At 52.4% G+C, this 5,699-nt stretch carries 4 protein-coding genes; all 4 read left to right on the top strand.

Features of this window, described 5'->3' with window-relative positions; genetic code table 11:
• Window positions 1-1,316, top strand: a 1,316-nt coding sequence (locus ABWO75_RS13210; protein WP_353186280.1) for a glycoside hydrolase family 31 protein, incomplete at its 5' end; no start/stop codon positions are given.
• A 49-nt stretch (window positions 1,317-1,365) separates the two neighbouring features.
• Window positions 1,366-3,273 (top strand): 1,4-alpha-glucan branching protein GlgB, encoded by a 1,908-nt coding sequence (gene glgB, locus ABWO75_RS13205; protein WP_353186278.1) that lies wholly within the window; start codon window positions 1,366-1,368, stop codon window positions 3,271-3,273.
• The gene (locus ABWO75_RS13200) at window positions 3,270-4,727 is read left to right on the top strand and encodes a glycogen synthase (RefSeq protein WP_353186276.1); all 1,458 of its coding nucleotides are present in this window, start codon (window positions 3,270-3,272) and stop codon (window positions 4,725-4,727) included. Before glgB ends, ABWO75_RS13200 begins: the two co-directional genes overlap by 4 nt.
• A 5-nt stretch (window positions 4,728-4,732) precedes the next feature.
• Window positions 4,733-5,699: sugar phosphate nucleotidyltransferase (locus tag ABWO75_RS13195; protein WP_353186274.1), on the top strand; the 967-nt coding region annotated here is incomplete at its 3' end.

The raw sequence follows: 5,699 nt of genomic DNA, 5'->3' as shown, positions 1-5,699 counted from the left end.
GCCGTGGCGATGATTATTTTATGGAAGGTTACGTGTGGCCCGGACGCTGCCAGTTCCCGGATTTTACCAACCCCAAAGTGCGCGAATGGTGGGGCGGGCTCTACCGCGAACTGGTGGAAGCGGGCGTGGCGGGTGTATGGAATGACATGAATGAACCGGCGATATTCGGCCGGGGCACATTTCCCAACGATGTGCGCCACCATTACGATGGCTACCGGGGTTCGCACCGAAAGGCACATAATATCTATGGCATGCAGATGGTGCGCGCCACGTATGACGGCCTGAAAAAGCTATCCCATAACAAACGGCCATTTACCATCACCCGCGCGGCTTATGCCGGTACGCAGCGCTATGCGTCGGTGTGGACCGGTGATAACGTGGCTACCTGGGAACACCTGCGGCTCGGTGTGCTGCAGCTGCAGCGCTTATCCGTATCGGGCATGCCTTTCTGCGGCACCGATATCGGAGGCTTCAGCGGCGAACCGGATGCCGAGCTGTTTACCCGGTGGATTCAATTTGGCGTGTTCTCACCGTTTATGCGTGCCCATTCGGCCGGCGACACTGCTGAACGGGAACCGTGGAGTTTCGGGCCGGAGCACGAAACGCTTAACCGGAAATTCATCGAACTCCGCTATCAGCTGCTGCCCTATATTTATTCCGTTTTTTGGGAACATACACAGTATGGCTTTCCCATCCTGCGCCCGGTAACGATGCTGGAGCAGCGGGTCAGCAGTAACATTTACCGCGAGGAGGAATTTTGTTTTGGCGATAAAATCCTGGTTTCGCCGGTATTGAATCCGGCACAGGCGAGCAAAACAGTATACCTCCCCGAAGGCAATTGGTACTACTACTGGAACAATGCCGTTTTTGAGGGCGGCCGGGAACATGAAGTGGCTACGCCGCTGGATGAAATGCCCATGTTCGTTAAAGCGGGTACGGTGATGTCACAATATCCGGTGATGCAATATGTGCATGAAAAACCCATTACCTCGCTTTCCCTGCTGGTATACCATGTGTCCGGTGAAATTAATTCGTATCTTTATGAAGACCATGGCGACACGTTTGCCTATGAGCAGCGGGTTTATCTTGAAAAGCAATTTACGGTAAAAGGAACAGACAGCACACTTCGGATCAGCCAGTCGACGGATGGGTTATATGTCGAAAAATACGAAGACTATACACTGCAGCTGATTGGATTGCCATTCCCCGTGGAGCAGGTACTCGTGGATGATCGTCCCGTATCGTTTGAGCAAAGTGCGGACGGCACTTGTCTGGTAAACGTGGCAAAGGACTTTAAGAAGATAATGGTCAGTTAACCTATTTTTAAATTGTTCACCGGATTTTGAATCCGCTTAACTGTTGTTTATGTCGGTAGCAGTTTATTCGTTATTCACGGATTTTGATGTCGGTCTTTTCCGTGCAGGAAAACATTATCGGCTTTACGAAAAGTTCGGTTCCCATGTGCTTTCACTTAACGGACGCCAGGGTACCTACTTCGCGGTGTGGGCCCCTAATGGGGAGACGGTTTCGGTAGTGGGCAGCTTTAACGGCTGGAATCCCAATGCCCATCCGCTCAACGTCAGGTGGGACGGCTCGGGTATATGGGAAGGTTTTATCCCCGACGTCGGTCTCGGCGACCTGTACAAATACCACATCCGGGCATATCATGGAGCGGTTTCGGAAAAGGCCGATCCCTATGCGCTGCAAAGTGAGGTCCCGCCGCGGACCGCTTCCGTCGTTTCCACCACCTGGTATACATGGACGGATGAAGCATGGATGCAGGAACGCCATCAATATAACGGACTTAATCGGCCGATATCGGTGTATGAAATGCACCTCGGCTCCTGGATGCGCGATCCGGAAAACCCGGCGGGGCTGCTGGGTTACCGGGATGTAGCCGAAAAGCTGATCCCCTATATCAAAGAGACCGGGTTTACCCACGTCGAACTGCTTCCGGTAATGGAACATCCCTATTACCCGTCATGGGGTTACCAGACGACAGGTTATTTTGCCGCATCGTCCCGATACGGTGCCCCGCAGGATTTGATGTACCTGATTGAACAGCTGCATCTGAATGGCATCGGCGTACTGCTCGACTGGGTGCCCTCCCATTTTCCGGGGGATGCGCACGGACTGTATCAGTTCGACGGTACGCACCTGTATGAGCATGCCGACCCGAAGGAGGGGTATCACCCCGACTGGGGTTCCTATATCTTTAACTACGGACGAAACGAGGTGCGGTCGTTCCTGATCAGCAATGCGATATTCTGGCTGGAAAGGTACCACGCCGATGGCCTGCGCGTGGATGCGGTGGCTTCCATGCTTTACCGCGATTATTCGCGCAAGGAAGGCGAATGGATTCCCAATATCCATGGGGGCCGGGAAAACCTGGAAGCCATCGGTTTCCTGAAAGAACTGAATGAAACAATATACGGTCATTTTCCGGATGTGCAGACGATCGCCGAGGAATCGACTTCATGGCCTGGAGTAAGCCGCCCCGTCTACAGCGGTGGACTGGGCTTCGGCATGAAATGGATGATGGGGTGGATGCACGATAGCCTCACGTATTTCGGCCACGATCCGCTGTACCGTCAGCACCATCACGCACAGCTTACATTCAGCATGCTGTATGCCTTTCATGAGAATTTTATGCTGCCAATATCCCACGATGAAGTGGTGCACGGGAAGCGGTCAATGATCTATAAGATGCCGGGTGATGAATGGCAGAAATTTGCCAACCTGCGAGCATTCTACCTGTATATGTTTACCCATCCGGGCACGAAGCTGCTGTTTATGGGGTGCGAATTCGGACAGACGGCCGAATGGAACCATAACCAGTCGCTCGACTGGCACCTGTTACAATATGAGCCCCACCGTGGTGTTTTTGAGTTTATCAAATCGCTGAACCATCTTTATCGCACGGAGCGGGCACTTTATGAGCACAGTTTCAGTCCGGATGGATTTGAGTGGATAGAAGGCGGCGATTCATCCAATTCCGTGCTGGCATATACCCGGAAAGGATATCAACCCGGGGAAGAACTGTTAATTATATTAAACCTGACCCCGGTAGTGCGTTATTTTTACCGATGTGGCTTGCCGGCCCCGGGTGAATGGGAGGTGCTGCTGAATACCGACGATCCCCGTTACTTTGGTAGCGGCATTGAACTGGAAGCGGTCGTTGCAGAGACGGTCGGCTGGATGGGCAAGCCGTGGTCCGCTAACCTGACATTGCCGCCACTGGGCGGACTCATTCTTAAAAGGAAAAATACGTGAAGCAAACACCACATATCGCCAAACGTCGGAAAAGACCACACGTCATTCACCTGAGCGCCGAATGCTATCCTGTAGCTAAAGTTGGCGGGCTGGGGGATGTTGTTGGTGCGTTACCCAAATACCTGCAGCAACAAGGATTCGAGGCCTGGGTTGTCATGCCCTGGTACAACAAACCGTTTGTTAATACTCATGATTTTGATCAGGTCTATCGGGGAAGCATTCAACAGGGCTCCCGGCCGTTGCAGGTTGAAGTGTATCGTGAGCAGCATGATACGCTCGGATTCGGGCTTTTTCTGGTGAAAATCCCAGGCTTGCTCGACCGCGATGATGTCTATGGCTATGCGGACGAGAGCGAGCAGTTCATGGCATTCCAGCACGGGTTCCTGCAATGGATTGCAGACGAGGGTATCCAACCCGACGTCATTCATTGCCATGATCATCATACCGGACTTGTTCCGTTTCTGTTATACCATTGCGCGCAATTTTCCGCGCTGAAGCAGATTCCGACGGTGGGTACGGTCCATAACGGAGAGTATCAGGGCTGGATGGGCTGGAATAAAGCCATTCTGCTGCCTTCGTTTGACACCTGGAAATGGGGCCTCCTTGATTGGGATGGTATGATTAACCCTTTGGCTGCGTTGATTAAATGCTGCTGGGTATATACCGCCGTATCCGAAGGCTACCTCCGCCAACTGGCGGAACAATCGAACGGATTGGAACAGCTATTTAAACTGGAGCAGCAGAAAGGCGTCGGCATTGTTAATGGCATTGATGCCACATTATGGGACCCGTCCGCTGACTTGATGCTATACCGCAACTACGGCACTGCCGACGCGCAATCGGGGAAAAAGGCAAATAAGGAGTCCTTATGCCGGACATTTGGCCTGGATGCCTCGCTGCCGTTGCTCGCTTATATCGGCCGTTTTGCGGGAGAGAAGGGCGCGGATTTGCTGCCGCCGTTAATTGATCAAGTACTCGTAGATACGGATAATGGCCTATCGGTCGTTGTGCTGGGATCGGGTGATCCCGCTGTGGAGACGGCAATACGGCAACTGGCCGAAAAACACAGTGGCCGGCTTGGTATCCACATTGGATACCAGGAGCAGCTGGCCCATCAGATTTACGCGGCATCCGATTTCCTGATCATGCCGTCGCGCATTGAACCCTGCGGACTGAATCAGTTGTATGCCATGCGTTACGGTACCGTCCCGGTCGTACGGAGCACGGGTGGATTGAGCGATACCGTTCCTGATATCGATACCGAGGCAGGATACGGTATCACATTTCAACAGGCCAGCAGTGAAGATGCGGCGTTGGCCATCGGCCGCGCATTACGCTTATACGAGAATAAGAAACAGCTGCAGCAGCTGCGCAAACGGATCATGGGGCTCGATTTTTCATGGGCCCGGTCGACGGCTAAATATATCCAGATTTATGAACAGATAATGCACTAACGATGATGACACACAGCGTAATCTCCGTAGTATTAGGGGGAGGCAAAGGTACACGGCTGTACCCGCTTACCCACCAACGTTCCAAACCGGCTGTTCCTATTGCGGGTAAATACCGCTTGGTGGATATTCCGATTTCCAACTGCCTGAATTCCGGCTATAACCGGATTTTTGTACTCACGCAGTACAATTCGGCGTCGTTGAACGCACATATTAAAAACACCTATAACTTCAGTGTATTCAGCAAAGGATTTGTGGATATCCTTGCTGCCGAACAGACGCATGAAGGTGAAAAATGGTACCAGGGAACGGCGGATGCAGTACGCCATATGCAGCGATACCTCGCACACCACGACTATGAACACCTGCTTATTCTCTCGGGCGACCAGCTGTACCAGATCGATTTTCAGGCGATGATCAATCAGCATATTGAAGCCGGTGCGGAGATCTCCATTGCCACGATTCCGGTAAATGCGAAGGATGCGACTTCCTTCGGTATCCTCAAGTCCGATGATGAGGGAAACATCACGGCCTTTACGGAAAAGCCAACGGCAGACCGGCTGCCCGGATGGGAGTCGGAAGTGAGTGATGACATGAAGGACGCCGGCCGGGTATATCTCGCATCCATGGGGATTTACGTGTTTAACAAGGGCGTGCTGTCGGAGATGCTGGCGGAACATCAGGGAATGGATTTTGGCAAGGAATTGATCCCCGATTCGATCGGCCGGTATAAGGTGCATAGTTATGAATATAAGGGATATTGGACCGATATCGGGACGATCGACTCATTTTTTGAAGCCAACATCGGTCTCACAGATGATATTCCGAAATTTAACCTCTTTGATAAGCATACCATTTTCACGCGTGGTCGTATGCTGCCCCCGTCGAAAGTCTCGGGCACGCTGCTGGACCGTGTCCTTATTGCGGATGGCTGTATCGTTGCGGCTGAACGGATTGAGCGGTCGGTTATCGGCA

This window comes from Parapedobacter lycopersici, assembly GCF_040395035.1.
Taxonomy (GTDB): Bacteria; Bacteroidota; Bacteroidia; order Sphingobacteriales; family Sphingobacteriaceae; genus Parapedobacter; species Parapedobacter lycopersici_A.
This window is presented reverse-complemented; position numbering and strand designations above follow the sequence as displayed.

What these genes read in the sequence shown, in the direction of transcription:
- glgB (WP_353186278.1), top strand. Translation starts at nt 1,366, where the DNA reads ATGTCGGTAGCAGTTTATTCGTTATTCACGGATTTTGATGTCGGTCTT.